This is a genomic window from Stenotrophomonas sp. YJH_SMC_10 (genome assembly GCF_059371555.1).
Genome location: NZ_JCAFUS010000002.1, coordinates 259,921 through 283,662, shown reverse-complemented (window position 1 = coordinate 283,662; position 23,742 = coordinate 259,921). Strand labels below are relative to the sequence as shown.

Genomic DNA, 23,742 nt, shown 5'->3' with positions numbered 1-23,742 from the left:
GGTTCAGGCCACGCGCTGGGTCAGGTGCGTGGCGATCAACTGCCTGAACGGTGCCACGCCCTGCGCCACGCGCAGGCCGGCCGCCCGCAGCAGCCGTGCCGGCCGGCGATCGTCGGTGTACAGGCTGGCGATCGCATTGGTGGCTTCATACAACGGACGCGATGCCAGCCGATGACCGCGCTGGTAGCGGGCCAGCATGCCGGCGGCGGCAATGTCGGCACCGCGGCGCTGCTGTTCGACGATGCCCTGCGCCAGTCGTTGTGCGCTGGCCAGGCCCAGGTTGAAGCCATGCGCGGTGACCGGGTGCATGCCCACGGCGGCATCGCCGATCAGCGCCGATCGCTCGCCGACGAAGCGGTGCGCGTACACCCCCACCAGCGGATACGCCTGCGCCGTGGCCACCGGCTGCATCCGGCCCAGGCGGTGTTCGAAGCAGGCGCTGATGGCCTCACCGAAAGCCACCTCGTCCATCGCCAGCAGTTGTTCGATCTGCCGCGGCGGCAGCGTGATCACCGCCGATGCCTGGCCCGCGTTGAGCGGCAGCAGCGCCATCGTGCGGCCGTAGCCGAACCATTCCCAGGCAGTGTGGTGATGGTCGCGCTCGACCTGCATGCGGCATACCAGCATGGACTTGCCGAAGTCGCGCATCTGCGCACCGATGCCGAGCATGCGACGCGTGGCGGAGAAGCGGCTGTCGGCCGCGACCAGCAGCCGCGCGTGCAGCGTACTGCCGTCGTCCAGCGTGACCACGTGGCCCTGCGCATCGGCCTGCGCGCCCAGCACCTTGCGCCCGTCGAACAGGTGCAGGCCATCCTGGCCCTGCACGGCGTCCCAGGCAGCACGGCGGATCAGATGGTTGGGTACCAGCCAGCCCAGCGGCTGGCCGTCGACCTGGCTGCTGGCGAAGGTCAGCGCGAACGGCGAGCTGCCGTTCATCACCTTGGCATCGCGCAGTTCAGCGACTTCGGCCTGCGGCAGGCGCTGCCACAGCCCCAGCTGCTCCATGCTCTGCCGCGAGGCATGGGTCAACGCGATCTCGCGGCCATCGAAGGCGGCTTCGGCCAGCGCCTGACGCGGTTGCACTTCGACCAGCCCGACCTGCAGGCCATTGCCCGCCAGCGCACGCGCGAAACACAGGCCCGCCGGTCCGGCGCCGACCACCACCACGTCCATCCTGCGCATGCGCGCCTCCTGCCGTTGATTCCGTCCGCGCCAGCATAGCGCCGCGCAGCTGAGCGGCCTTGATCTGGATCAGGCCCGGATCACAGCAGTGCGAACACCAGCGCCAGGATCGACAGCAGCGACACCAGCCACACCAGGCTGCGCACGTAGGGCACGCCTGCGGCGTACAGGGGCAGGTAGACCACGCGCGCCCAGAAGTAAGCCTGCGCGGCCAGCGCGGTGGTGTCGTTGCCGCGCCCGGCCAGCACGACCGCGATCGCCGCGGCGGCGAAGAACGGGAACGTCTCCAGGAAGTTGGCCTGGGCCCGCTGCAGGCGACCGGCCAGCGGACTGAGCGGCCTTGCGTCGCCATCCCGTGCCGAGGCATTCCACTTCATTCCCCGTTCGCGGGTGACCACGGTGGAGGTGGCGAAGATATAGACAAAACCCAGCAGCACCGACCAGGCCAGCATCGTCAGTTCAGTTGCCATCGCTCATCTCCTCAGGGCGCCGACGCGCGCAGGCTGTAGCCGGCCAGGCGCCACACCTGGTCTTCGTCGAAGCGGAACGAAACCAGCTCGCGCACCGGCTGCGCGCTGTTGGCGAAACGGGTCGGGAAGCTGACGTTGATGTAGAGGCCTTCGGGCACCGCAGCGCCGGCGCTGTACTTGACCCGGGTAATGGTCGGCTGGCCACGACCGGCCAGCGCCCCCAGGCGCGTGCGCTCGGCGCTCAGCTGGCTGACGAAGGCCGCCTTGGGCACTGCACGACGCGCGACGGCCGAGGCCCCGTCCCACAATTCGCCGGCGCGATTGGCATCCACCAGCTGCGCCGCCTTCAATGCAGCCGCGCCCATTTCCGCGTCCTGTTTCTGCACCTGTGCCTGCTGCGCGGCGGTCAGCGCCGGTGTGCCGGCGGTGGCCGGTTTCGCGGCTGCCGGCGAGGCCGGGGCCGGGCGTGCCGGGGCCGGGGCGGGCGTGGCCGGCGCAGGTGCCTGCGCCAATGCGGTCAGGGGCAGCAGGGACAGCAGCAGGAGCACGCGCTTCATGGACACCGCCGGTTTTCTGGAGAGAACCGCAGTCTACGCCAGCGTGGTGACTATGCTGTCAGCGTGCTGGGGCGTTGCCCTCCACCGCTGCCGTATCAGCCTGCGCGGCGGGCGCGGCGGTGTTCACTGGCGCCTGTTCGGCCACCGGCGGCGGCTCCGGCGGTGCCGGCGGCAGCGTCGCCACGTCGATCTCCGACAGCGGGCTTTCTTCCGGGCACACCGCGTCCGGGAAGCCGAAGCGCTGCTTCAGGGCCTGGCCGCAGCTGTTGATCGACTCCATGTCGGCGCCGTCGCGCTTGCACTGCTGGTCGAAGGCGATCAGGAAGGCATCCTTGCGCTGCACGAAGTCATCGCCGCAGGCACGCATCTGCTTGATCCTTTCCAGATCGTCCTGCACCGCATTGGTGCCGTCCAGGCCGAACTGGCGCAGCTCCTCCGGCGTCAGCAGGCGCAGGCTGCGGTTGGGCACGGTCATCATCAGGTCGGCCACGCCCACGGCCACGCCATTGCGCTGCAGGTAGTCCTTGACGTTGTCGTAGACCTCGTGCAGCTCGCGGTTGAGTTCCGCGCGCGAGGTGGCCTTGGAACTGATACGCATCATGCGGTGGATGCCGACCTTGCCGGACAGCAGCCGATTGTCACCTGCGGCCAGCACGAACACGCAGGCACTGTGGCAGATCGAGCCTTCGCGCACCCAGATGGTCCAGCCCGATTCACCAATGCTGTCGCCGGCGACGATCGCCGATTCCACCTGGCCACCACTGGAATCCAGGTCGAGGATGCGCTTGTGGATCTTCTGCTGGTCGGCGACCACCGCCAGCCGCCACATCATCTCGGCGAAGCCAGGATTGATCTTGCCGGCATAGCGCACCCGCACCAGGCCACGCGCGGCGCAGGGTGCCAGGGCCTGGGTGATCTGCTCGCGCTGCAGGCCTTCCAGCTCGGCACCATCGCCAGCCTCGCCGGCGTACTCGGTGCTGCAACTGACCCACGCGCGGCCGTTCTCCAGCTGCGCCTGCGGCCACGGCCGATCGCCCTGGCTGCGCGGTGGTGCCGGCGGCGGCGGTGCATCGGCGGCATTGATCGACACCATGTTCTCGCCATCGCTGGCCGGTGCCCGCGCCGCCTTGTCGGCTGCGGTCACGTTGCCCGGATTCTCCAGCTGACTGCAGCCCGCCAGGGCCAGGCACAACAGGGGCAACCAGCGGAGTTTGGCGGACATCGGGCAACCGGTCTTCACGTGGGCAAGAGCCACAGTCTACCCGCCCGGGGCGCGCATTCAGCGCGTGGCACTGAACCCCCTCTGACCCTTGGGAAAGCGTGTGGAACGAGGCCGACACGCACGCGCGGCCGCGCAGGACGCCGTGTTATTGCTGCCGGCCAGCGGCCGGCACTACCACCGCCAGCGGCCGGCATTACCGCGGGTACCGGGTGCAACCCGGCCTGACTCGCGTCAGCATCCATGTCCGAATGTGGCGAGTATCACCGCCCGCACCCGCCTAGACTGGCGCCATGGACACCGCTCTCGCCCTCGACACTGCCGCCTGTGATCGGGCCCGCCTGGCCCGCGACGCACGCTTCGACGGCGTGTTCTTCACCGCAGTGCGCAGCACCGGCATCTACTGCCGCCCGGTGTGCCCGGCCCCGCCACCGAAGCCGCGCAACATCAGCTATTTTCCGACCGCCGCTGCGGCCTCCGCCGCCGGCTACCGGCCGTGCCTGCGCTGTCGCCCCGAACTGGCACCACAGGCGCAGCAGGCGTTGGCCGGGCAGGCCGTGCAGCGCGCCCTGGCGCTGATCCACGGTGGATTCCTGCAGGAACACGCCGTCGCTGACCTCGCGCGGAAAATCGGACTCAGCGCGCGCCAGCTGCAGCGCCTGTTTGTCGAGCATCTGGGCGCGACGCCCGGACAGCTCCATGCCACCCACCGCCTGCTGCTGGCCAAGCAGCTGCTGACCGAAACCATGCTGCCGGTGACCGACGTCGCACTGGCCGCCGGCTACAACAGCCTGCGCCGTTTCAATACCGCCTTCCTGCAGGGCTGCGGGATGGCGCCGAGCGCACTGCGTCGCCAGCACCCGCCGTTGGCCGCAGAGGATGACGGCCTGGTTCTGCGTCTGGCCTACCGCCCCCCCCTGGATTTTGCGCGCATGCTGGCGTTCCTGCGGAAGCGCAGCCTGCCCGGCATCGAGCTGATCGGCGAGGACAGCTACCAGCGCGTGCTCGGCACACCCGAGCGCCCCACCCTGCTGCGCGTCACCGCCGACCCGAAGCGCCCGGAGCTGCGCCTGCAGCTGGGAGCAGTCGATCCACGCCTGATCCCGGACATCGTGCGCCGCGTGCGTCGCGTATTCGATCTGGATGCCGATCTGCAGCAGGTCCACGCCGCACTGGCCGAAGAACCGCTGCTGGCGCGTGGCATCGCCGAACGCCCCGGGCTGCGCGTGCCCGGCGGCTGGGATGGCTTCGAGGTGGGTGTGCGTGCCGTGCTCGGCCAGCAGGTCAGCGTGGCCGCGGCCACCACCTTCGCGCGGCGCCTGGTCGATGCCTACGGCGCACACCTGCCGGGCATGCCCCCGGCATTCGATCGCCAGTTCCCGGCACCTGCGATGCTGGCCGAAGCACCGCTGGAATCGATCGGCCTGCCCCGCAGCCGCGCGGCCACCGTGCGCGCACTGGCCGCGGCCTGCGCCAGCGGCCAGCTCGACTTCGGGCCTGGCCAGGCCGTGGAGGAATTCGTTGCGCGCTGCGTTGCACTGCCCGGCATCGGCCCGTGGACCGCGCATTACATCGCCCTGCGCGGGCTCGGCCAGCCCGATGCGTTCCCGGCCGGCGATCTTGTACTGCAGCAGGTCCTCGGCCACGCGCGGGGCCAGCGCCTGAGCGAACGTGCGACCGAAGCGCGCTCGCAACCGTGGCGCCCGTGGCGCGCCTACGCCGTGCTGCACCTGTGGCACCTGTCCGGCACCTTTGTTGGAGAACCGACATGACCCTGTTGTTCGATCGTTTCGACAGCCCGATCGGCGTGTTGACCATTGCCGGCGACGAGCGCGGTCTTTCGCATGTGCTGTTCCCGGAGAACCGCCACCCCGCACGCGGGCGCGATGATTGGCACTACGCACCGGACGCGTTGCCGGAAGCGCGCGAACAGCTGCTGCAGTTCCTGCACGGTGAACGCCGCCGGTTCGACCTGCGACTGGCACCGCGCGGCACTCCGTTCCAGCTGCGTGTCTGGCAGGCACTGGCGTTGATTCCGTTCGGCCAGACCTGGAGCTACCTGCAGCTGGCACAGCACCTGGGCCAGCCCAGCGCGACCCGCGCGGTGGGCGCGGCCAACGGCCGCAATCCACTGCCGATCATCCTGCCCTGCCATCGCGTGATCGGCAGCAACGGTGCGCTGACCGGCTTCGGCGGCGGCCTGGAAACCAAGGCCGCGCTGCTGCGACTGGAACAACGCCAGGCCCCGCTGTTCGCTTGAGCATCGGGGTCAGATCCCTTTTCCGGTGGAAAAAGGGATCTGACCCCGGACGGTCCTGGCGCGCCGTGTCTTGGGCCGGTAATTGCACCGACTTATCATGCACGGATGACTTCCGTACGCCTGACCTTTTCGCTGGCACTGCTGCTGCCATTGGCCGCCTGCAGCACCGCGCCCGCCCCTTCCGCCGCCGTTCCCCCTGCGTCCGTCGCTGCGGCCGCGCCGCCGAAGCTGCTGCTGATCTCCATCGATGGCCTGCGCGCCGACGCGCTGGACCGCGGGCTGACCCCGAACCTGCAGCGGATGATCGACGGCGGCGTGCGCGCCCGCTGGATGACGCCGTCCTACCCTTCACTGACCTTCCCCAACCACTACACGATCGTCACCGGCCTGCGCCCTGACCACCACGGCATCGTCAACAACAGCATGGACGATGAGGCGCTGGGCCGGTTCGAGCTGAGCAACCGCGAGGCAGTCACCACCAGTGCGTGGTGGGGCGGCGAACCGATCTGGGTCGGTGCCGAGAATGTCGGCGTGCGCACTGCAACGACCTCGTGGCCGGGCAGTGAATCGGCGATCCGTGGCGTGCGCCCGAGCCAGTGGCGCGTCTACGACGCCACGGAGCCCCTGGAACAGCGCGCCGGCATCGTGCTGGACTGGCTGGCACAGACCGACGCGGACGCGCCGCGACTGACCACGCTGTACATGGAGCATGTGGACAAGGCCGGCCACAACTACGGCCCCGAGTCGACGCAGTACGCCGATGCGATCGCACGCGCCGATCTGATCGTCGGCCAGGTCCTCGATGGACTGCAGCAGCGCGGGCTGGCGGCGACCACCAACGTGATCGTGGTCTCCGACCATGGCATGGCATCCGTGCCTGAGGACCAGGTGATTTCCACCGAATCGATGGCCGACCCGTCGATTGCGCGCAACGTCAGCCAGGGCCAGTCGGTCGGCTTCGTACCGGTGGCCGGTCGCGAGAAGGAGGCCGAGCGCGCACTGCTCGGCCGCCACGCACACTACGCGTGCTGGAAGAAGGAAAACCTGCCGGCACGCTGGCACTACGGCACGCATCCGCGGGTGCCGGCCATCGTCTGTGCGATGGATGAGGGCTGGGACGCGCTGCACCTGGAGAAGATCGCCAAGCGCGCAAGACGGGATCGGGGCTCGCACGGATACGACAATGCCCTGCCTTCCATGCGCGCGGTGTTCGTGGCCAAGGGTCCCTCGTTCCGCCAGGGCCTGGTGATCGACGGCTTCGACAACGTGGACGTCTATCCGCTGCTGGCCCATCTGCTGCAGGTGCCGGCCGCACCGAACGATGGCAACCCGGACACGCTGAAGCAGATCCTGCGCTGATGCGGTTGTAGCGGCGAGCCCGCGCTCGGCTGCATTTCCGGCCAGCCGGGCATGGGCTCGGCGCTACAAGAACGCGCATAAAAAAACGCGGCGCCAGGCGCCGCGTTCTTCGTGGACCGGTCGGTCGGCCGGATCAGGCCTTGGCGACGGCCTTCTTCGCAACGGCCTTCTTCGCCGGAGCCTTGGCCACGGTCTTCTTGGCAACCGGGGCGGCGGCGCCTACGGCGACCTTGCTCGCAGTGTGCGAACGGGCGTTGCCGTAGCTGGCGTTGTAGCGCTTGCCCTTGGCGGTCTTGCGGTCACCCTTACCCATGTCTTCAACTCCTCAAGTGTGAAATCTGGTTACCCCGTACTGACACGGGTTCGGCGGGGCCGCCTTGCTGGGCGCCCCCGCGCACGATCGAAAATCCTATCACGGAGCACCTAGTGCGCGCAGCTGGCGTCGTGCACGTGGCCATGGTTGAGGCGCAGGTTGACCAAGTGGGCCACCCCCACCAGCAGGCCGCCGATGGTCATCACCACCGCATGCGGTACCGCGTTGTGGTGCAGCGGGTCGTACAGCACACCGGCCCACAGCGCGACCAGGCCGGGGATCAGGAAGCCGAGCGCACGCAGCGCACCGTGGCGGCGGTAGCCCCAGACCAGGCTGAACAGCCCGAGCAGGGTCACAAACACCACCAGGCCCTGCTCCACCCCATCGCTCAGCCAGAACGACAGGCCCAGCGAGGGCGCCGCCGCCAGCAGCACCGGGATGACCGCGCAGTGCACCGCGCACAGCATCGAACCCGTGGCACCGAAACGGTCAAGCAGATGGCGCATTCGTGAGGACAGGGACATGACTTCCAGCAGGGTCGGCGAATCGTTATGGAATAATATAACATCCCTTCCCGACCCGCACGGTGTCCCCTCCCCCTGTCCCATCGACGGGATTCGTGCGCCCCGTGATTGATATAGTGTAACAAAGGACCTGCCCATGCCCGCCCGTACCCCGCGGTTGAAGCCGCATTCCCTCGCCCTGGCCCTGACCGCCCTGCTCCCGACCGTTGCCTTCGCCGCCGGCGAAGACGATTCCCACCGTGACCGCCACCTGACTGAACTGTCGTCGGTGCAGGTCACCGCTTCGCCGCTGCAGGGCGACGCCGAATCGCTGGCACGCCCGGTGGAGGTTCTGGCCGGTGAACGCCTGGACGAGCAGAAGGCCGGCACCCTCGGTGATACCGTGGCCAAGCTGCCCGGCGTGCAGAGCACCTTCTTCGGGCCGGGTGTCGGCCGCCCCATCATCCGCGGCCAGGAGGGCCCACGCGTGGCGGTGCTCTCCAATGGCATGGGCAACATGGATGCCTCCACCGTCAGCGCCGACCATGCCACCAGCATCGAGCCGTTCCTGGCCGACCAGATCGAGGTCCTGAAAGGCCCGGCCACCCTGCTGTTCGGCAGCGGTGCGATCGGCGGCGCGGTCAATGTGGTCGATGGCCGCATCGCGCGCGAACTGCCGGAGCGACCGCTGAGCGGCCGCGCCGAACTGCGCGGCAACTCGGTGAACAACGAGCGCAGTGGCATGTTCCGCCTCGATGGCGTCAGCGGCAACGTCGTGCTGCACGTGGATGGCCTGGTCCGCAACGGCGATGACTACCGTATTCCCGGCTACGCAGTGATCGACAGCCTGGAAGACCACCATGACCACGATCACGACCATGAAGCGGCCGAAGGCGAAGAACCGCGTCGCGGCCGCCTCGACAACAGCTCCATCCGTACCCGCGCCGGTGGCGTCGGTGCGACCTGGCTGGGCGACGGCGGCTATTTCGGCGTATCGGCCAGCACCTACCGCACCAACTACGGCATTCCCAATGGCGCGCACGTGCATGCCGACGGCGATGACCACGACCACGGCCACGATCATGGCGATGAAGAGGAAGGCGGTGACGAGCACGACGTGCGCATCGACATGGTGCAGAACCGCTTCGAGACCAAGGCCGGCATCTACGACCCGGTCTCGTTCCTGAAGAACATCAACGCGCGCGTGGCCTACACCGACTACGAGCACGTGGAGCTGGAGGCCGGCACGCCGTCGACCCGCTTCACCAACCGCGGCATCGAGGCACGCCTGGAAGCCGTGCAGCAGCAGATCGGCGGCTGGGATGGTGCCTTCGGCCTGCAGTTCGGCAACAGTGATTTCGGCGCCAAGGGTGAAGAAGCGTTCGTACCGGATACCGGCACCCGGAACATCGGCCTGTTCGTGCTGCAGGAAAAGCAGTTCGGCCCGTTCAAGCTGGAACTGGGCGGCCGCCACGACCAGGTCAAGCTGGACCCGAGCGGTGACTACCGCCGCCGCACGTTCGGCGCCACCAACCTGTCTGCCGCTGGCATCTGGAAGCTCAACGATGCGGTTGACCTGCGCATCGGCGTGGACAGCTCCGAGCGTGCACCGACCAACGAAGAGCTGTATGCCGCCGGCGCGCACATCGCCACCCGCTCGCTGGAAATCGGCGATGCCAACCTGAAGACCGAGCGCGGCCAGCGCGTGGAACTGGGCATTCACACCCACAGCGAACGCCTGGACTTCTCCGCGTCGGTCTACCAGACGAAGTTCAAGGACTTCATCTACCTGGCCGACACCGGCGTTACCGAGGGGCTGCCGGTGCGCGCCTGGACCCAGCAGGACGCGGTGTTCCGCGGCGCCGAGGCCGAAGCGCTGGTGCACCTGTTCGAGGGCGGCGCCGGTGACTGGGACCTGCGCCTGTTCGGCGACTACGTCAAGGCCAAGCTGGATGGCAGCGGCAGCCGCAACCTGGACATCGCCGTGCCGCACGGCGACCACAACCACAACTACACGGTGGAGCTGGCCAACACCGGCTACCTGCCGCGCATCGCCCCGGCCCGCGTCGGCGCCGACCTGCGCTGGTCGAAGGATGGCTGGCGTGCCTCGGTCGGTGCGGTGCGCTACAGCCGCCAGAAGGATGTCGCCCAGAACGAAGCACCGAGCGACGGCTACACCCTGGTCGATGCACACCTGGCCTACCGCTGGGATCGCAACGCGAGCAACAGCTACGAGGTGTTCCTGGATGGCAGCAACCTGACCAACCGCGAAGTGCGTCCGCATACCTCGCTGCTGCGCGACTACTCGCCGCTGCCGGGCCGTGGTGTCGCATTCGGCATCCGCGCGTTCTTCTGACCGCGCACGGCGGGGCCGGATCCCTTTCCGAAGGAACGGGCTCTGACCCCAAGCCATTCCACGGGGGCCTTCGGGCCCCCGTTTTCTTTTCACCCCGTGCCATCACGCATCCGTCACAAAGATGTGCGTACGACAACAACCGGACAATCCCGTCACTCACTGTCTCGCCAAACGGACAATTTTGTCCGAAAATCAATCCATGACCGCTCAACGTGCCGATGCTGCCGCCCGCCGTGCCCTCATCCTCGACGCCGCCGATCATGTCTTCGGCCAACATGGCGTCACCGCCCCGCTGGACCTGGTGGTCGAACGTGCCCAGGTGGGCCGCGCCACCCTGTACCGCAACTTCCCCGACCGTACCGCACTGATCCAGGCGCTGCTGCAGCGCACGGTCGACCGCATCCGGCGCCAGGTCGAACAGCTCGGCGACCGCGACGACGCCCTGTTCGAGGTGTTCGAAGGCATGGCCCAGCGCATCATCGATTCGCCGGCACTGGCCGACTACTGGCGTGCGGTTGATTCGGACGTGCCGTCCATGCGCGCCGCGCGCGAGACCGTGCGCGACCTGCTGGAGGAACCGATCGCCCGCGCCAAGGCCGCCGGGCTGTGCCGTGCCGACCTGGAAAAGACGGATATTTCACTGATCTCGGGCATGCTGGGTGCGGCCCTGCGCGGCAAGACCCGCGACGAGCGCGCCCAGTTGGCCGGGCGCGCCCTGCAGCTGCTGCGTGGGGGTCTCCAGGGAGCTGCCAGCGAGGCCCGTTGATGGTCCAGCCGTATCTGAAGCCGGTTCCGGATTGGGAGGAGCATGAGAAGCCGACCATGCCCGGCTCGGCGTCGATGCCCTGGCACCCGCCGTACCGGCGCGCGGCCTATGCGCTGGTATCGCTGCTGGTGGCGATCACCGGCGGCCTCGGCAATGCGCTGGTCACCGCCAACCTGCCGTTCCTGCAGGGCCAGCTGGCACTGACACCGACCCAGGGCAGCTGGCTGGTAGCGGCCTATGCCATGGTCAACGTCACCGCCAACCTGCTGGCCTTCAAGTTCCGCCAGCAGTACGGCATCCGCCTGTTCGCCGAGATCGGGCTGGGCCTGTATGCGGCGCTGGCGGTGCTGCACCTGTTCGTCGGCAGCTTCGAGACCACGATGCTGACCCGTGCCGCCAGCGGCTTCGCCGGCGCGGCGTGTTCAACGCTGGGCACGCTGTACATGCTGCAGGCACTGCCGCGACGGTTCACGGGCAACCTGCTGGTGATCGGTGTCGGCCTTTCGCAGCTGGCGGTGCCGATTGCCTGGATCGTCTCGCCGGGCCTGGTCGATACCGGCCAATGGCACCAGCTGTACTCGTTCGAGGCCGGTCTGGCCCTGTGTGCGTTCGCGGCGGTGGTGCTGCTGAAGCTGCCGCCGGGCATCCAGGTCAAGGCCTTCGAACCGCTGGATTTCCTCACCTTCGCCCTGCTTGCCCCGGCCGTTGCCCTGCTGGTGATCGTACTGGCGCAGGGCTACACGCGCTGGTGGCTCAACACAGCGTGGCTGGGCTGGGCGCTGATCGCCTCGATCGTGCTGTCCACCACCGCCCTGATCATCGAGCACTACCGGCGCAATCCGCTGCTGCAGATCCGCTGGCTGTCGACGCTGCCGGTCCTGCATTTCATCGTCGGCGCCTTCCTGATCCGCTTCCTGACCACCGAGCAGTCCTACGGGGTGGTCAACCTGATGCGTACGCTGGGCATGGGGCCGGACCAGATGCGCCCGCTGTTCGTGGTGATCCTGGCCGGCGTGGTCACCGGCATCGCCGGCGCCGCGTTGACCTTCGGGCCCAAGCGGTTGATCGCCCAGTTGCTGATGGCGATCCTGCTGCTGGGAACCGCCGCGTTCTTCGACCAGCACCGCACCAGCCTCGATCGGCCGCACGACTTCTATGTCAGCCAGTTCCTGGCGTCGGTGGGCGCCGGCATGTTCATGGGCCCGCTGATCATGCTCGGCATTTCCGCCGCATTGAAGCAGGGCGTGGACCACATGATCACCTTCCTGGTGACGCTGTCGATCACGCAGACGCTGGGCGGCCTGGCCGGCTCGGCAGTGCTGGGCACCTTCCAGCTGCATCGGGAGCAACTCTATTCCAGCGCGTTGACCAGCCAGCTCGACCCGGCCGATCCGGTGGTCGCGCAACGCCTGCGCATCCAGCAGCAGCTGTACGCTGCGCAGATCACCGACCCGGTGCTGCGCAGTGCGCAGGGCAGCGCGCAGCTGGCACAGACCACGCGCCGCGAAGCCAACGTGCGTGGCTTCAATGACGTGTTCACGCTGAGCGGCTGGCTGGCGATCGGCTTCCTGTGCTGGCTGCTGCTGCTCTCGCTGCGCACTGCCGTACTCAAGCAATGGCGCAAGCGCCACCCCACTCCTCCCATTGCGGCCACGCCAGCCGCGCCCCGCTGAGTTCTCGACCATGCCCCCCGTCCCGCCCCGACCCGACGACGCCGACAACGTGACCCCACCGCCGCCGACCGACGCGGCGCCTGCGCCCACGCCCGTTGAACCGGCGGCCGCGCCGAAATACCTCAAGCCCAGCGCGCGCAGCGTGGTAGTGATGGTGGTGGTGGCCCTGCTGGGCATCGCGCTGATCCTGCGCGCGTGGCACCTGTGGCCGTTCACCAGCAGCGTGATGGTGACCGACAACGCCTACGTGCGCGGGCAGATCACGGTGATGGCACCCCAGGTGAACGGCTATGTCACCGAAGTGCTGGTGAAGGATTTCCAGCATGTGCGGCAGGGCGAGCCCCTGCTGCGCATCGATGACCGCATCCATGCGCAGCGCGTGGCCCAGGCGCAGGCGACGCTGGACAGCGCGCGCGCGGCGCTGGCCAATTCGGACCAGTCACAGGCGCAGAACCGCGCACAGATTGCGTCCGCCCGCGCCACGCTCTCGGCCGGCCAGGCGGAACTGCAGCGCTCGCGCAATGAGCTGAAACGCTACGAGGAACTGGCGGCGCAGCAGCTGGTGTCCATCAACGACCGCGACAAGTTCCGCACCACCCAGGCGTCGGCACAGGCCAGTGTGCAACAGGCGCAGGCGCAGATCCGCATCGCCGAGGAGACCCTGGTATCGACCCAGGTGGCGCGCAAGAGCCTGGAGGCCCAGGTGGAGAGCGCCCAGGCGCAGCTGGAGCTGGCACGCATCGACCTGGCCAACACGGTGATCCACGCGCCGCGCGACGGCCAGATCAGTGAGGCCAGCGTACGCGTGGGCCAGTACGTCGCGGCCGGTTCGCAGCTGCTGTTCCTGGTGCCCGATACGCTGTGGGTGGTGGCCAACTACAAGGAGGGCCAGACCTGGGGAATGGCGATCGGCCAGCCGGCCACGTTCTCAGTGGACGCGTTCCAGGGCCAGGTGCTGCGGGGCCGCGTGCAGGAGATTGCGCCGGCCACCGGGTCGGAATTCAGCGTGCTGCGCCCGGACAACGCCAGCGGCAATTTCACCAAGGTGGTGCAGCGGCTGCCGGTGCGGATATCGATCAATGAAGGCCAGAAGCTGGCCGCGCAGCTGCGGCCCGGCATGTCGGTGATCGTGCGGGTGGATACCCGGTCCAAGCCGATGGACTAGGACGCAGGCCCTGTCGCGCCGATATGAAACGGGGTCAGATCCCTTTGCCACTGGCAAAGGGATCTGACCCCGTTTCCAAAATGCCGGCCAGCGACCGGCACTACCGTTGCGTTAGCCGGCGCAGCGCGCGCAGAGGCCGTGCACTTCCAGCGTCTGCGCCTGTGGCTGGAAGCCCAGTTCCTTGGCGCGCTTCTCCAGCTGGGTGACGATCTCGCGGTCCTCCAGCTCCACTGCGCTGTGGCAGCTGTTGCAGATCAGGAACGGCACCGAATGCGCGGCACTGCTGGGGTGATGGCAGGCCACGAAGGCATTGACCGATTCCAGCTTGTGCACGAACCCGTTGGCCATCAGGAAGTCCAGCGCGCGGTACACGGTGGGCGGGGCATCCGCGCCCACGCCCTTGCCGTTGCGCACCCATTCCAGCAGCTCGTAGGCCTTGACCGGCTTGCCGGCCTCGGCGATCAGCTTCAGCACATTGGCGCGGATCGGGGTCAGGCGCAGCCCGCGTTCGCGCGAGACACGCTCGACCACCGCCACGAAATCCGATGCGTCGTGGACGTGGTGGTGCGGGGCGGTACAGGCAGTGGCGGTCTTGGCGGGCATGCGTGTTCTCCGGTTCGGGCCTGGCGGGGATGCGTCAGGCCGTTGCTACCTTGGTGATGGCCACATCGATGCGTTTCAAGGCCTGCTCGCGGCCGGCCAGGTACACGGTGTGGGAAATGTCAGGACTGACCTGGGTGCCGGTGATGGCCACGCGCAGCGGCTGGGCGACCTTGCCCATGCCGATTTCCAGTGCCGCCGCCGCGTCATGCAGGGCCACGCCCACCGCCTCGGCGGTCCACTCCGGCAACGCCGCCAGCAGCTCGCGGGCCTTGCCCAGCGCGACCTCGGCACCGGCCTTGAGGTGCTTGGCCACCGCCGCTTCGTCGTACTCGGTCAACGGCTGGTACCAGACCACGGCCTTCTCGGCCATTTCCTTCAGGGTCTGCACGCGTTCACGCAGGGCGATCACCACGTCCTCCGGGGCCGGGCCGGCGGCCACGTCCAGGCCCAGCTTCTGCAGCTGGTAGACCAGGTGCGGCACGATGCTGGCCACGTCCTCGGTCTTCAGGAAGTGCTGGTTGACCCAGCCCAGCTTGGCCATGTCCAGGCGCGAGGCCTTGGAATTGCAGTCCTTCACGTCGAACAGGTCGATCAGCTCCTGGCGGCTGAACAGCTCCTGGTCACCGTGCGACCAGCCCAGGCGGGCCAAATAGCTCAGCAGCGCGTCGGGCAGGTAGCCGGCGTCCTTGTACTGCATCACGTCGGCCGCACCGGTGCGCTTGGACAGCTTGGCGCCCTGCTCGTCCAGGATCATCGGCATGTGGCCGAACTTCGGCACCGGGGCCCCGATGCCTTCGTACAGGTTGATCTGGCGCGGGGTGTTGTTGATGTGGTCGTCGCCGCGGATGACCTCGGTGATGCCCATGTCCCAGTCGTCCACCACCACCGCGAAGTTGTAGGTCGGGTAGCCATCCGGGCGGAAGATCACCATGTCATCCAGCTCGCTGTTGGCGATCTCGATGCGGCCCTTGATCAGGTCATCGAACACCACCGTGCCTTCCAGCGGGTTCTTGAAGCGGATGACACGGTTCGGGTCGTCCCGGTACGGCAGGCCGAGCTCGCGCGCGGCGCCGTTGTAGCGCGGCTTCTCCTGCCTGGCCATGGCGGCCTCGCGCATGGCGTCCAGTTCTTCGCGGGTTTCATAGGCGTAGTACGCCTTGCCTTCAGCGATCAGCTGCTCGGCCACTTCCCGGTAGCGGGCAACGCGGTCGGTCTGGTAGATCGGGCCTTCATCGTAATCCAGGCCCAGCCAGTCCATCGCCTCCAGGATGGCGTCGATCGCGCCCTGGGTGCTGCGTTCACGGTCAGTGTCCTCGATGCGCAGCACGAACTCGCCGCCGCGGTGGCGGGCCTCCAGCCAGCAGTACAGCGCGGTGCGGGCACCACCGATATGCAGATAACCGGTGGGACTGGGGGCGAAGCGGGTGCGGCAGGTCATGGAGGGCTCGAGGAACGGGAATCCCCCCGATTTTACCGGATTCACTGCCCCTGCAATTGCAACTTTCCCCATAGCCGCCATTCGTGCCCCAACGGAACCTGAATATTCTGGAATGAGGCAAGGACGTTTCAATGACCCCTCCAACCATCGGATCAGATAACGCCTCCGGATCGGGCGGTACCGCAGCCCAGCGCAAGCAGGGCCTCATTGATCGAGGATGTCTGAAATCCAGCGCGGTGAAAGCGGTCTGCGTGATGGCGAGCCTGTCTGCAGTTGCCCTCTTTGGACTGGCTGAATCGAAGGCTTCAACAACAGTCAAAATCAACAGCCATTACTACACGTGCCAGAATTCGTGCGTCGTTTCCACGCGGCCAGGAGGAGGCTTTTCCGTCTGGGACAGCAGGGGTGGCTGGGTAACCAAGACGGCCGAGAAGGGCGAAGCGCTTGTGGAAACCGGGCCAGTAACCTGAGCGCTCCATATGAAGGCGAAAGCAACAGCTCTCTGGCTCCTGGTGACCTCGGCATTGGCCGGTGCACTGGCATGGCACTTTTCGATAAACGACCCTTCACATCGTTCTGCTGCGCAGAACTCACACCGCTCTTCCACAAACGCGCCCACCGCCACTGAGCGAGAGCCCGCCAGCGTAGCGGGTCGTTCGGGTGCAAATCGCCGCCCAGCGACTCGTCTCCCGGGTGACGTGCCCAAGGAGGCCGATCTGATCTACGACAATGCACTGGATGAAAACCGAATCGACCGGCTACTTGCAAGCGCCGGCGCCTTCGCTGCCATGACCAACACCATGCACGCGGCAGCTTCGACAGACAGGGAACTGTCGGAGTCGACCGCTCTGTTTGCCAGCCACCTCCAGAGTGGCCTTTCGGCGGAAGGCCACGCCCGGACAGTGCTGGACTTCAGCTGCGGGCGACGGCTGTGTCTGGCACAGCTGTCAGACCCTGCCAGCGCGCCGTTGGATCTCCGGCCCCTGATGCAGCATGACGGAACGACCTACTTTCAGGCGGCGAGTGTGTCAGATCAGGTGAAGACCCTCGACGGCAGGCCATCACTCCGGGCAGTGTTCGCGATCGATCCGGCCATCAACCAGATCGTCTCGATACCCGACTGACAGGGTCTACGGCAACGGAGGGGAGATACGACTTAATCCCCTCCGTCCCCTTTTAGGGTTCGGCCTTGCGCGGGAACGGCTGCTCGCGCATCGCGGCGTTGTAGGCGAACGAGGCGACGATGGCCGCGGCCTGCTTCAGGTCTTCCGGCTCGGCGTGGTCCCAGGTGTCCAGGTGGCTGTGGTGGACATTGGTGAAGTAGTCCAGCCGGTCCTGGATGAACTGGAAGCCCGGCAGGCCGATGCGGTCGAAGCTGATGTGGTCGGTGCTGCCGGTGTTGCGGGTGGCCACGGTGGTGGCGCCCACGTCATGGAACGGGGCCAGCCAGGCCTCGAAGATCGGCATCGCCGCCAGGTTTTCCTGCGCATAGATGCCACGGAACCGGCCCGAGCCGTTGTCCATGTTGAAGTAGACCTGGAACCTGCTGTAATCGCGGGTCTTCTGCAGCGCACCGGTTGGCTCGCGCAGCGACGCCGGCAGCGCCTTCTGGGCCGGGTCGGTGGGCTCCGGGAACCGGCCGAAATGCTTGGCCACATAAGCCTGCGAGCCGATCAGCCCCTGCTCTTCGCCGCTCCACAGCGCCACGCGGATCGTGCGCTTGGGCTTGGCGCCAGTGGCCTTGAGGATGCGCATCGCCTCCATCATCACCGCCACGCCGGCGGCGTTGTCGGCTGCGCCCGTGCCGCTGTGCCAGGAATCCAGGTGCGCACCGATCATCACCACTTCATCGGGCCTGCTGCTGCCACGGATCTCGGCCAGCGTGTTGTAGCCGGGCTGGTCGGCCTCGTCGGTGAAGCGCGCGGCCACGTCCACGCGCAGGCGCACGGGCTGCTTGGCCTTCAGCGCGCGCACCAGCGGGTTGAAGTGCTCGCTGATCATCGCCAGCTCGGGAATGCCGACCGCCTCGCCGGCCTTGCGCGAACCGCCACCGGCGACGCGGATGATGCCGTTGTCCCAGCTGCTGACGCTGATCGAGGCCAGCGCGCCCTCTTCGACGAAGAAGGCGTTGACCTTGCTCGCCAGCAGCTGGCGCTCCTGGTATTCCTTGACCCGCTTGGCGCGCTCGGCGGTGGCGTCCTGGTCCTTGGGCACGGTGAACGCCTGCAGGCCTTCCAGCGAGGTCGCGTCGTGCCGGTGCGAATCCGGTTCGGTGCCGCGCTTGTACTCGCGCGCCTCGCCCAGCAGCAGGATTTTGCCGCGCAGCTTGCCGCGGTACTTCTCGATGTCTTCGGGCTTCTTGATGTCGACCTGCACCAGTTCGCCTTCGACCGGCCCGTTCGTGCCCGGCGTCCAGGCCTTCGGCAGCGCATGCAGCGGCTGGATGCGGTCACCCAGCATTTCCACGCTGGCCGAGGTGAACTCCCAGCCACGGCCGAAGTCATCAAAGGCTTCATCGTGGACGTTGTCCAGCTTCCATTCGGTGAACTTGCCGCGGGTCCATGCGTTGGCGCGGCCCATCGCCGGCGAGTTGGTCAGGCGCGGGCCGATGCGCTCGGTGAGATAGCTGAAGGTGTCCATCACCTGCGAACGGTGGAACGCCTCCTGCCGGATGCGGCTGACCATGTCCAGGTCCACCGCCTCGCGCTGCTGCGCCACGGCATTGCCCCCGATCGCCAGCGCTACGGCCAGCACACCCCACTTCAACACATCGCACCCCTGCCCTTCGGCTCGATCATCAACCCACCGAGTCTAGCCAGCAGGGACGGGCGGATACCGTCCCATCGGTCATGGACAGCGGTAGAAGCGTGCGAACCACGGTTCGCACCCACAGAAGAGTGCTTGGTTCGCACCTGCCAAGCCGCTTCACCCACTCCACCCCAGCCACAGCTGCGCCCGCTCCGGGAGCAGCAGCAACCAGTGCCGCCGGTCGAAGCTGCTGCAACCGTACACCGCTGCATGCGCAGGCCAGTCATCGGGCAGGCCGCCGATGCCGATCTCGGCCAGCGCGTCCGCCCCGGCCTTCCATGGCCGGTAGCGCGGCACCTTCCCCGCCAGCGCGCCGCGTCCCTGCCGCGCGTCCTGCAACCAGGCCAGTCCCTGGCCCCGCAGTCCCTCGCAGGTCACCGCCGCCAGCTGGAAGCGGACCAGGCCGGGGGCGATCCGTGCCCCCGGCAGGGCCGCCAGCACGCCATGTGCCTGCAGCAGTGCATCCACTTCCAGCAGGGCCGGAATGCCCTGCCGCGCCCGTTGCCGGAAACTCTGGCGCCAGCCCATGGCGCGCTCCTTACTTCAGGTCCGCGCCGAGCGCGTACCAGTCGACCCGGCGGGTCACCCACATCGCCAGCGCCAGGATCACGAACAGCAGCAGCGACCCCATCAGCAGAGCGTTGTTCTCCGACACCAGCAGGCCATACAGCGCGCCGTACAGCACGGTCAGCAGCGCAGCGAAACCAAGGCCGCGCTTCCAGTGGCCCAGCACGTTGGCCAGGTACACCGCCTGCAGGCCGATACAGGCCACCGCCGAAACCAGGTAGGCCTTCCAGAACGCGATGTGCTCGGACAGGCTGATCAGCAGCAGGAAGAAGATCGCCAGCGCCAGTCCGACCATCAGGTACTGCAGCGGATGGATGCGCAGCGATTTGATCAGCTCGAACAGGATGAAGCCGACGAAGGTCAGCACCACGAACAGCACGCCGTACTTGGAGGCCCGGTCGGCCTGCGTGTAGGCATCGACCGGATCGACCAGCGACACCGTCACTGCCTGCGAATCGATGGCGCCGTCGCTACGCAGCTGGCGCTGTGCGTCGGAGGCCAGCGAAGACACCGCCCACTGTGCATCGAAGCCGCCGGCATCGACGCGGCGCTCGTTGGGCAGGAACGCACCGCTGAACGACGGATGCGGCCAGCTCGACCGCAGCGCGATGCGGGTGTCGTCACCTACCGGCACCACCGACAGCATGCGGCTGCCATCCAGGCGCAGGTCCAGCTCAACGGTACTGGCCGCGAGGGTGCCGCCCTGATCCACCGCGAAACCCCTTACCGGCGCATGCAGGCCACGCCCGATCTCGCTGGCCGCGCCGACGCCCGGCAACAGTCGCAGCGGCTTGCCGTCCACCCGCAGGTTCGGCGTTCCCACCAGGCCACGCACATCGGAAACCCCGAGCGCAACGTACGGCTGCCCATACGTGCGTCCCGCCTTCACCGGATAGTCGTCGGCGGCGAAGCTCGCCTTCAGCTGGCCGTTCCAGCTGTACACCGGCACCTTGAACAGGCCGACCTCGCGCTGGCTCGGCAGCATCTCGCCACCCACCTCCAGCGACGCCGGCATCTGCAGCCAGTGGCCCTCGGTCACCTGGATCTCGGTCTTCTTGACGCCCAGCGGGTCAACCAGTTCAACCTGCTTGCGTTCCACCCACGGCACCACCCGTACCGGCCCCACCAGCTGCTGCGCCCCGGCGCGGCTGTCGGCCACCCGGGTAAAGGCTTCGTCACGGTACTGGCTGCGCTCGTTGATGACGCCGCGGATCATCATCAGCGGCACCAGCAGCAACAGGATCAGCCCGCCGACAATGGCGAACCGCAGCAGCATCTTCAGGGATTTCATGGTCCATCCTCGTTGGAGAGGGCTGCAGGATGGACTGCCGCGGTGAGCAGGGTTTGTGGCGAATTTGAAGCGAGTGTGAAGTCAGCGGCGCGGGCGCTGGCCCGGGTTCGCCAACGGCAGCCACAGGCTGGCCACGGTGCCACCGCCGTCGCGGGTGTCGACGCTGGCGCGGCCGTCATGCAGGCGCGCGACCTCCTGCACGAACGGCAGGCCCAGGCCGGAACTGCGCCGGCCGCTGCCCGGTCGCGCCAGCGAATAGAAGCGCTCGAACACGCGTTCGCGCGCATAGTCGGGAATGCCGGTACCGCGGTCGGCCACCTGCAGGCGTACGCCCTGCTCATCCACCTCGGCCTGCAGCGCGATGTCCGCGCCGGCCGGCGAGAAGGCGATCGCGTTGTCGATCAGGTTGTGCAGCGCCTGCCGCAGAAGATAGGCGTCGCCCTGCACGCGCAGGTCGGGCGCGCTGCCGATGCTGACCTGCACGCCGGCCGCCTGCGCGCGCACCTGCGCGGACGCTGCCGCATCGGCCAGCAGCGACGGCAGCGCGATGGGGTCGCGGGTCTGCAACCAGCCATGCTGTTCCACCTCGGCCAGGGCCAGCAGCTTGTCGATGGTCTCGGTCAGCCGCTCCTGCTGGTCGACGATGCTGCGCGCGAAATGCAGGCGGTCAGCCTCCGGCAACGGTTCCTGCAGCAGCTCGGCAGCACCGCGGATCGCCGCCAGCGGGCTCTTCATTTCATGCGTCAGTGACTGCACGTACTGCTCGACGTAGGCCTTGCCTTCCAGCTTGCGGCGCATCGTTTCCAAAGCCTGGCCCAGGTCGCCGATCTCGTCGCGGCGCCGCCGCGGCGGCGGCACCGGTTCGCCGGCAGTGACCGCGCGCGCATAGCGGCTCAGCTGGCCCAGGCCGGTGGTGAGCCACATCGTCACCAGCACGCCGACCAGTGCCGACAATCCGATCAGCCAGGCACCGCGCTCGATGATGGCGCGCTGGCTGGCGGCGATGAACGGATCGATGCTCCGATTGGGCTGGGCCAGGCTGAGCACGCCGATCAGGGTCCGCCCATCGGCCGGGTCGTATACCGGCGCGGCCACATGCATGACCGTATCGCCTTCCTGACCCGGGATCTCGGGGCTGGAACGGGCACCGTACTCGCCTCGCAGGGTGCGGTACACGTCGTTCCAGCGCGAGTTGTCGCGCCCCAGGTCGCGGCCCAGTGAGTCATAGATGACGATGCCCTTGGCGTCGGTGATGGTCACCCGATAGTCCAGCGAGCGCTTCGGAAAGCGCCAGACCATCGCCTTCAGATCGCGCTGCCGCGCCTTGGCCAGGTTGCGGGTGAAACTGCCGCTGCGGAGCGTGCCCGCCTTGACGTCGGCGGCCGCCATCTCGGCCAGCACGTTGGCAGCATCGACCAGGGTCGATTCCATCGCCTGGCGCACGCCGGGCTTCACCTCGTTGACGAACACGCGCATCACGAAGAATGCGGCGATGCCGGTGATCAGGAAGAAGCCGAGGAACAGCTTCAGTACCAGGCGCATGGCTAGACCTCCAGCGCGTAGCCGAGGCCACGGTGGGTGCGGATCGGGTCGCTGGCGCCGGCCGCGCGCAGCTTGGCGCGCAGGGTCTTTACGTGGGTGTCGACCGTTCGGTCGGCGCTGTCGGCACTGCTGTCCCATCCGCGATCCATCAGCTGGGCACGGCTGAGGATCGCCCCCGGCCGCTGCAGCAGGGCCTCCAGCAGCGCGTACTCGTAACGGGTCAGGTCCAGCGCGTGGCCACGGAAGCGGATGCGCCGGCCTTCGCGGTCGATGGCGAAGGCGCCATGTTCCTGCCAGCCCGCCTCGGCGCTGGTTGCTGCCACCGCCGGTGCCGCACGACGCAGCCGCGCGCGCACCCGCGCCACCAGTTCGCGCGGCGAGAACGGCTTGGTCATGTAGTCGTCGGCGCCCAGCTCCAGGCCGAGCACGCGGTCCACTTCATCATTGCGGGCGGTCAGGAAGATCACCGGCAGCTGCGCCGCCGGCCCGGGCTGCGCGCGCAGCCGCCGGCAGACCTCGAAACCGCCGAGGTCGGGCAGGCCCACGTCCAGCACCACCACGTCGATATCGCCGGCCTGCAGCCGCTGCAGGGCCTCCCCGCCGAGCAGGCAGTGGCTGGCGGCATAGCCTTCGCTGCGCAGCGCGTACAGCACGGTTTCGGCGATGGCGGCTTCGTCCTCGACCACCAGGACATGGGCAACGGGAGCTGTCATGGCGCGCAGCATAGCCGCTGCGGCCGCCGCCCCGTACACTGCCGCCCATGAACTATCGCCACGCCTTCCATGCCGGCAACCACGCCGACGTGCTCAAACACATCGTGCAGCTGGCCCTGATCGACAGCTTCAAGCGCAAGGACAGCCCGTTCTTCGTGCTGGACACCCACGGCGGTGCCGGCCGCTACCTGCTGGCCAGCGAAGAGAGCCGCAAGACCCTGGAGGCCGAATCGGGGATCATGCGGCTGATGGCACAGCCCAGGCTGCCGGAGGTGGTCGAGCGCTATCTGAAGGCCGTGCAGGCCGACAATCCGGTGGGGGCACTGACCAATTACCCCGGTTCGCCGCTGCTGAGCGCCCAGGCGATGCGTGCGCAGGACCGGATGGCGGTGTGCGAGCTGCAGGAAGCTGAAACGGCCACGCTGAAGGCACTGTTCGCCCATGACAGCCGTGTCGACGTGCGCGCCGGCGACGGCTACGCCCTGCTGCGTTCGCTGCTGCCGCCGAAATTCAACGGCAGCAAGATCGGTCGGGGCCTGGTGCTGATCGACCCGCCGTACGAGGCGCAGGACGCCGAATACCAGAACATCCTGGCCGCCCTGGCCGAGACCCTGGCGCGCTGGCCGCAGGCGACCTGTGCGGTCTGGTTCCCGATCAAGCAGCGCCGCACCATCCTGCATTTCCTGCGCAAGGCCTCCGCCCTGCCGGTGAAATCGGCGATGACGATCGAGTTCCTGGTGCGTCCGGACGACTCGCCGCTGCGCCTCAATGGCAGTGGCATGCTGCTGCTCAACCCGCCGTGGCAGTTCGACCGGGTGGTCGGCCCGGCCCTGCCGGCGTTGCGACAGCACCTGGGCGAACCCGGCGCCAGCACCCGCCTGGACTGGCTCAAAGCCCCCGAATAGCGGCCTTCACGAGGCTGTACCGCCGTGAGCCTTTCGTTCACGGAATGCAGCC

At 67.9% G+C, this 23,742-nt stretch carries 23 protein-coding genes; 10 read left to right on the top strand and 13 right to left on the bottom strand.

Features of this window, described 5'->3' with window-relative positions; genetic code table 11:
* Positions 1–3: 3 nt before the first annotated feature.
* The 4 genes from ubiM to AC5P9C_RS04620 form a co-directional block, all read right to left on the bottom strand.
* Positions 4–1,182, bottom strand: coding sequence for a 5-demethoxyubiquinol-8 5-hydroxylase UbiM (gene ubiM, locus AC5P9C_RS04635; protein ID WP_343541971.1), 1,179 nt, complete (start codon positions 1,180–1,182; stop codon positions 4–6).
* Between the two features lie 80 nt (positions 1,183–1,262).
* Entirely contained in the window at positions 1,263–1,652 is a 390-nt protein-coding gene (locus tag AC5P9C_RS04630; protein WP_053505404.1) for an MAPEG family protein, read from the bottom strand.
* A gap of 11 nt (positions 1,653–1,663) precedes the next feature.
* Positions 1,664–2,209, bottom strand: coding sequence for a DUF4019 domain-containing protein (locus AC5P9C_RS04625; RefSeq protein ID WP_270954938.1), 546 nt, complete (start codon positions 2,207–2,209; stop codon positions 1,664–1,666).
* Between the two features lie 58 nt (positions 2,210–2,267).
* The gene (locus AC5P9C_RS04620) at positions 2,268–3,431 is read right to left on the bottom strand and encodes a COG3904 family protein (protein ID WP_343541965.1); all 1,164 of its coding nucleotides are present in this window, start codon (positions 3,429–3,431) and stop codon (positions 2,268–2,270) included.
* Positions 3,432–3,721: 290 nt separating this feature from the next.
* Between AC5P9C_RS04620 and AC5P9C_RS04615 the strand changes: the two genes are divergently transcribed.
* The 3 genes from AC5P9C_RS04615 to AC5P9C_RS04605 all read left to right on the top strand — a co-directional run bounded on the left by AC5P9C_RS04615 (position 3,722) and on the right by AC5P9C_RS04605 (position 7,047).
* The gene (locus AC5P9C_RS04615; RefSeq protein ID WP_103282679.1) at positions 3,722–5,200 is read left to right on the top strand and encodes a DNA-3-methyladenine glycosylase 2 family protein; all 1,479 of its coding nucleotides are present in this window, start codon (positions 3,722–3,724) and stop codon (positions 5,198–5,200) included.
* Entirely contained in the window at positions 5,197–5,688 is a 492-nt protein-coding gene (locus AC5P9C_RS04610; RefSeq protein ID WP_049470116.1) for a methylated-DNA--[protein]-cysteine S-methyltransferase, read from the top strand. Before AC5P9C_RS04615 ends, AC5P9C_RS04610 begins: the two co-directional genes overlap by 4 nt.
* 105 nt (positions 5,689–5,793) lie before the next feature.
* Complete coding sequence (locus AC5P9C_RS04605; RefSeq protein ID WP_049470114.1) at positions 5,794–7,047, top strand: alkaline phosphatase family protein; 1,254 nt, start codon at positions 5,794–5,796, stop codon at positions 7,045–7,047.
* Positions 7,048–7,180: 133 nt separating this feature from the next.
* Here AC5P9C_RS04605 and AC5P9C_RS04600 read toward each other — a convergent pair whose 3' ends face one another.
* Positions 7,181–7,360, bottom strand: a complete 180-nt coding sequence (locus AC5P9C_RS04600; protein WP_004150462.1) for a 30S ribosomal protein THX — start codon at positions 7,358–7,360, stop codon at positions 7,181–7,183.
* Positions 7,361–7,470: 110 nt separating this feature from the next.
* Complete coding sequence (locus AC5P9C_RS04595) at positions 7,471–7,884, bottom strand: MerC domain-containing protein (protein ID WP_049470111.1); 414 nt, start codon at positions 7,882–7,884, stop codon at positions 7,471–7,473.
* A 136-nt stretch (positions 7,885–8,020) separates the two neighbouring features.
* Between AC5P9C_RS04595 and AC5P9C_RS04590 the strand changes: the two genes are divergently transcribed.
* The 4 genes from AC5P9C_RS04590 to AC5P9C_RS04575 all read left to right on the top strand — a co-directional run bounded on the left by AC5P9C_RS04590 (position 8,021) and on the right by AC5P9C_RS04575 (position 13,823).
* Positions 8,021–10,219 carry a TonB-dependent receptor gene (locus tag AC5P9C_RS04590; RefSeq protein WP_103282678.1) on the top strand — a complete coding sequence of 733 codons (2,199 nt, stop codon included), beginning with the start codon at positions 8,021–8,023 and terminating at the stop codon, positions 10,217–10,219.
* A 199-nt stretch (positions 10,220–10,418) separates the two neighbouring features.
* Positions 10,419–10,985: a TetR/AcrR family transcriptional regulator gene (locus AC5P9C_RS04585; protein WP_019659167.1), complete on the top strand. Its 567-nt coding sequence runs from the start codon at positions 10,419–10,421 to the stop codon at positions 10,983–10,985.
* A complete protein-coding gene (locus AC5P9C_RS04580; protein ID WP_103282677.1) occupies positions 10,985–12,658 on the top strand; it encodes an MFS transporter in 1,674 nt (557 codons plus the stop codon). The genes AC5P9C_RS04585 and AC5P9C_RS04580 overlap by 1 nt, the downstream gene beginning before the upstream one ends.
* Before the next feature lie 10 nt (positions 12,659–12,668).
* Complete coding sequence (locus AC5P9C_RS04575; RefSeq protein WP_343541343.1) at positions 12,669–13,823, top strand: HlyD family secretion protein; 1,155 nt, start codon at positions 12,669–12,671, stop codon at positions 13,821–13,823.
* A 111-nt stretch (positions 13,824–13,934) separates the two neighbouring features.
* Here the strand turns inward: AC5P9C_RS04575 and AC5P9C_RS04570 are convergent, their stop codons facing one another.
* The gene (locus AC5P9C_RS04570) at positions 13,935–14,426 is read right to left on the bottom strand and encodes a Fur family transcriptional regulator (protein ID WP_004150412.1); all 492 of its coding nucleotides are present in this window, start codon (positions 14,424–14,426) and stop codon (positions 13,935–13,937) included.
* 34 nt (positions 14,427–14,460) lie between these two features.
* Entirely contained in the window at positions 14,461–15,864 is a 1,404-nt protein-coding gene (gene gltX, locus AC5P9C_RS04565) for a glutamate--tRNA ligase (protein WP_053462516.1), read from the bottom strand.
* Positions 15,865–15,995: 131 nt separating this feature from the next.
* Between gltX and AC5P9C_RS04560 the strand changes: the two genes are divergently transcribed.
* Positions 15,996–16,334 carry a hypothetical protein gene (locus tag AC5P9C_RS04560; RefSeq protein WP_150827336.1) on the top strand — a complete coding sequence of 113 codons (339 nt, stop codon included), beginning with the start codon at positions 15,996–15,998 and terminating at the stop codon, positions 16,332–16,334.
* A 228-nt stretch (positions 16,335–16,562) separates the two neighbouring features.
* On the top strand, positions 16,563–16,988 hold the full coding sequence (locus tag AC5P9C_RS04555; protein WP_103282676.1) for a hypothetical protein: 426 nt from the start codon (positions 16,563–16,565) through the stop codon (positions 16,986–16,988).
* 52 nt (positions 16,989–17,040) lie between these two features.
* Here the strand turns inward: AC5P9C_RS04555 and AC5P9C_RS04550 are convergent, their stop codons facing one another.
* The 5 genes from AC5P9C_RS04550 to creB all read right to left on the bottom strand — a co-directional run bounded on the left by AC5P9C_RS04550 (position 17,041) and on the right by creB (position 22,797).
* A complete protein-coding gene (locus AC5P9C_RS04550; RefSeq protein WP_326423000.1) occupies positions 17,041–18,633 on the bottom strand; it encodes a M20/M25/M40 family metallo-hydrolase in 1,593 nt (530 codons plus the stop codon).
* Positions 18,634–18,789: 156 nt separating this feature from the next.
* Positions 18,790–19,200: a hypothetical protein gene (locus AC5P9C_RS04545; protein WP_164082135.1), complete on the bottom strand. Its 411-nt coding sequence runs from the start codon at positions 19,198–19,200 to the stop codon at positions 18,790–18,792.
* A 10-nt stretch (positions 19,201–19,210) separates the two neighbouring features.
* On the bottom strand, positions 19,211–20,530 hold the full coding sequence (creD, locus tag AC5P9C_RS04540; protein WP_053505394.1) for a cell envelope integrity protein CreD: 1,320 nt from the start codon (positions 20,528–20,530) through the stop codon (positions 19,211–19,213).
* An 81-nt stretch (positions 20,531–20,611) separates the two neighbouring features.
* A complete protein-coding gene (gene creC, locus AC5P9C_RS04535) occupies positions 20,612–22,072 on the bottom strand; it encodes a two-component system sensor histidine kinase CreC (RefSeq protein ID WP_343541337.1) in 1,461 nt (486 codons plus the stop codon).
* 2 nt (positions 22,073–22,074) lie between these two features.
* Positions 22,075–22,797 (bottom strand): two-component system response regulator CreB, encoded by a 723-nt coding sequence (gene creB / locus AC5P9C_RS04530; RefSeq protein ID WP_080375629.1) that lies wholly within the window; start codon positions 22,795–22,797, stop codon positions 22,075–22,077.
* A 35-nt stretch (positions 22,798–22,832) separates the two neighbouring features.
* Between creB and AC5P9C_RS04525 the strand changes: the two genes are divergently transcribed.
* The gene (locus tag AC5P9C_RS04525; protein WP_049466883.1) at positions 22,833–23,690 is read left to right on the top strand and encodes a 23S rRNA (adenine(2030)-N(6))-methyltransferase RlmJ; all 858 of its coding nucleotides are present in this window, start codon (positions 22,833–22,835) and stop codon (positions 23,688–23,690) included.
* Positions 23,691–23,742: the final 52 nt, after the last annotated feature.

What these genes read in the sequence shown, in the direction of transcription:
- ubiM (WP_343541971.1), bottom strand. Translation starts at nt 1,182, where the DNA reads ATGCGCAGGATGGACGTGGTGGTGGTCGGCGCCGGACCGGCGGGCCTG.
- creD (WP_053505394.1), bottom strand. Translation starts at nt 20,530, where the DNA reads ATGAAATCCCTGAAGATGCTGCTGCGGTTCGCCATTGTCGGCGGGCTG.
- creC (WP_343541337.1), bottom strand. Translation starts at nt 22,072, where the DNA reads ATGCGCCTGGTACTGAAGCTGTTCCTCGGCTTCTTCCTGATCACCGGC.
- AC5P9C_RS04610 (WP_049470116.1), top strand. Translation starts at nt 5,197, where the DNA reads ATGACCCTGTTGTTCGATCGTTTCGACAGCCCGATCGGCGTGTTGACC.
- AC5P9C_RS04620 (WP_343541965.1), bottom strand. Translation starts at nt 3,431, where the DNA reads ATGTCCGCCAAACTCCGCTGGTTGCCCCTGTTGTGCCTGGCCCTGGCG.
- gltX (WP_053462516.1), bottom strand. Translation starts at nt 15,864, where the DNA reads ATGACCTGCCGCACCCGCTTCGCCCCCAGTCCCACCGGTTATCTGCAT.
- AC5P9C_RS04595 (WP_049470111.1), bottom strand. Translation starts at nt 7,884, where the DNA reads ATGTCCCTGTCCTCACGAATGCGCCATCTGCTTGACCGTTTCGGTGCC.
- AC5P9C_RS04580 (WP_103282677.1), top strand. Translation starts at nt 10,985, where the DNA reads ATGGTCCAGCCGTATCTGAAGCCGGTTCCGGATTGGGAGGAGCATGAG.
- AC5P9C_RS04600 (WP_004150462.1), bottom strand. Translation starts at nt 7,360, where the DNA reads ATGGGTAAGGGTGACCGCAAGACCGCCAAGGGCAAGCGCTACAACGCC.
- creB (WP_080375629.1), bottom strand. Translation starts at nt 22,797, where the DNA reads ATGCTGCGCGCCATGACAGCTCCCGTTGCCCATGTCCTGGTGGTCGAG.
- AC5P9C_RS04625 (WP_270954938.1), bottom strand. Translation starts at nt 2,209, where the DNA reads ATGAAGCGCGTGCTCCTGCTGCTGTCCCTGCTGCCCCTGACCGCATTG.
- AC5P9C_RS04570 (WP_004150412.1), bottom strand. Translation starts at nt 14,426, where the DNA reads ATGCCCGCCAAGACCGCCACTGCCTGTACCGCCCCGCACCACCACGTC.
- AC5P9C_RS04545 (WP_164082135.1), bottom strand. Translation starts at nt 19,200, where the DNA reads ATGGGCTGGCGCCAGAGTTTCCGGCAACGGGCGCGGCAGGGCATTCCG.
- AC5P9C_RS04560 (WP_150827336.1), top strand. Translation starts at nt 15,996, where the DNA reads ATGACCCCTCCAACCATCGGATCAGATAACGCCTCCGGATCGGGCGGT.
- AC5P9C_RS04575 (WP_343541343.1), top strand. Translation starts at nt 12,669, where the DNA reads ATGCCCCCCGTCCCGCCCCGACCCGACGACGCCGACAACGTGACCCCA.
- AC5P9C_RS04615 (WP_103282679.1), top strand. Translation starts at nt 3,722, where the DNA reads ATGGACACCGCTCTCGCCCTCGACACTGCCGCCTGTGATCGGGCCCGC.
- AC5P9C_RS04590 (WP_103282678.1), top strand. Translation starts at nt 8,021, where the DNA reads ATGCCCGCCCGTACCCCGCGGTTGAAGCCGCATTCCCTCGCCCTGGCC.
- AC5P9C_RS04525 (WP_049466883.1), top strand. Translation starts at nt 22,833, where the DNA reads ATGAACTATCGCCACGCCTTCCATGCCGGCAACCACGCCGACGTGCTC.
- AC5P9C_RS04630 (WP_053505404.1), bottom strand. Translation starts at nt 1,652, where the DNA reads ATGGCAACTGAACTGACGATGCTGGCCTGGTCGGTGCTGCTGGGTTTT.
- AC5P9C_RS04605 (WP_049470114.1), top strand. Translation starts at nt 5,794, where the DNA reads ATGACTTCCGTACGCCTGACCTTTTCGCTGGCACTGCTGCTGCCATTG.
- AC5P9C_RS04585 (WP_019659167.1), top strand. Translation starts at nt 10,419, where the DNA reads ATGACCGCTCAACGTGCCGATGCTGCCGCCCGCCGTGCCCTCATCCTC.